2 protein-coding genes and 1 pseudogene are annotated in these 2,302 nt (G+C 33.3%); all 3 read left to right on the forward strand.

Translation table 11 applies throughout. The annotated features are described in order from the left end of the window. Positions 1-1,792: TonB-dependent receptor plug domain-containing protein (locus ACH2BG_RS00300; protein ID WP_395045747.1), on the forward strand; the 1,792-nt coding region annotated here is incomplete at its 5' end. Between the two features lie 9 nt (positions 1,793-1,801). After that, the gene (locus tag ACH2BG_RS00305) at positions 1,802-1,996 is read left to right on the forward strand and encodes a hypothetical protein (RefSeq protein ID WP_395045748.1); all 195 of its coding nucleotides are present in this window, start codon (positions 1,802-1,804) and stop codon (positions 1,994-1,996) included. A 60-nt stretch (positions 1,997-2,056) separates the two neighbouring features. Further along, positions 2,057-2,302 (forward strand): annotated as a pseudogene (locus tag ACH2BG_RS00310) (hypothetical protein); the annotation flags it as partial.

Raw genomic sequence — 2,302 nt, forward strand, 5'->3', positions numbered from 1 at the left:
AACGATTGCAGCGGGCGAATTAGACGAAAAATCCTCAATGCAACCAGGGAATATCAAAATGTTACTTACCGAAAGTACCGGAATTCAAACGCAACAAACTTCCCAAGTTTCGGGAAGTGCGAGTATTCGCATTCAAGGATTAGATGGAAAATATACGCAACTTTTACAAAACGGATTTCCTTTGTATTCGGGTTTCGCAAGTGGTTTGAGCATTTTGCAAATTCCACCTTTGAATTTAAAACGCGTGGAAGTTATCAAAGGTTCCACATCAACACTTTATGGAGGCGGAGCAATTGCGGGATTAATAAACTTGATTACAAAAGAACCAACCGACAAAAGAGAAATTTCATTTTTAGCGAATATAAATCAAACACTGGCATTGGATTTAAGCGGTTTTTATGCTGAAAGATACAGAAAATCAGGACTTACAATATATGTTTCAAGTAATACCCAAAAAGCATACGATGTGAATAACGATGGGTTTTCGGATATTCCAAAATTTGACAGATATACGATAAACCCAAAATTCTTTTATTATCCAAACGAAAAAACGATTTTTAGTTTTGGTGTAAACGCAGGATTTGAAAACCGAATAGGTGGTGATATGAAAGTAATTGACAACAAATCAGATGCTACATATACGTTTTTTGAACGAAATAACAGTAATCGATATTCGACACAAGCAAAATTTGAAAAAACATTTGACAATAAAAATATATTGACAATTAAAAATAGTGTTGGGTATTTTAACCGAAAAATTGAAAAGCAAGCGTATAATTTCGAGGGACAGCAAATAGCTACTTTTACAGAAGCTAATTATCTAATCCCAAACGAAAAATCAGAATGGAATTTGGGAGCGAATTTAGTTTCGGATAATTTCAAACAAATTAATTTAGTCGCTGACAAATTAGATTATTACAGTGCTGCCTTTGGTATTTTTGCTCAAAACAATCTGAACATAACCGAAAAATTTATTTTGGAAAGCGGTTTACGTTTAGACATTACAAACAGAAGTAATGTTTTTGTTTTGCCTCGTTTGTCATTATTATATAAAATCAATAAAAAATTATCTTCACGATTTGGTGGTGGTTTAGGTTACAAATCACCAACCATTTTCTCGGAAGAAACCGAAGAAAAATCATTTCAAAATATAAATTCACTTGACTTTTCAAAAGTTAGTCCTGAAAAATCGTATGGATTAAATGCTGATATTAATTATAAAACTACAATTTTTGACGAAGTAAGTTTTGCCATTAATCAAATGTTTTTTTACACCATTATCAAAAATCCATTAGTTCTTAATCCAGTTCCATTGACTGCAAATTATGCCTTTGACAATGCCAACGGAAATATAGAAACCAAAGGTTTTGAAACAAACGCAAAGCTTCGTTTTGAGGACATTTCCTGTTACATTGGTTACACTTACATCGACGCAAAAAGAAATTTTGATAATAATTCATCCATAAATCCATTAACAGCAAAACTTAGAATAAACGCAAACTTAATGTATGAGTGGGAAGAAAAATTACGAATTGCTTACGAGGTTTTTTATGTTGGAAACCAGTATTTGGCAAATAATGAAAATGTCAGGGATTATTGGGTTATGGGAGTTTCTGGAGAATACAAATTCAAGTCTTTTAGTTTATTTTTGAATCTTGAAAACTTTTTGGACAGCCGACAATCGAAATGGGAGAATATGTATTCGGGAACAATTCAAAATCCACAATTTAGAGAAGTTTATACACCTACAGATGGATTTATACTAAACGGAGGAGTTAAAATTAAGCTGTAAAAAAGCCAAATGAAAACTAAAATAATCACACGAACCTTATGGATATTATCTATAATCAGTTTATTCACTGATACTGCAATTGAAATGCTATACCCAATTATGCTAATTTATTTAAAAACAATTAGATTTTCTATAGTATTAATTGGTGTTTTGGAAGGTTTTGCAGAAGCTTTGGCAGGATTGAGCAAAGAATATTTCGGATAATTCCGGAAAACGAGTTTTTTTGTTAAACACGGTTATGCTTTAAGCACCTTTTCAAAACCAATGATGGCAGTTTTTACTTTTTCGCTTTGGATTTTCTTTGCGAGAGCTATTGACCGCTTCGGGAAAGGAATTCTCATAGGTGCAAGAGATGCTATTTTATCGGATGAGGCAACATCTGAGAACAAGGGAAAAATCTTTGGTTTTCATCGATCAATGGATACTTTTGGAGCAGTTATTAGGCCAGTCACGATCACCTGCTGCCAGTCAGTGGGATTTCGGACGGCGATAAAGGCAGCTCGTACTGCT

Source organism: Flavobacterium sp., from assembly GCF_043779715.1.
Classification (GTDB): domain Bacteria; phylum Bacteroidota; class Bacteroidia; order Flavobacteriales; family Flavobacteriaceae; genus Flavobacterium.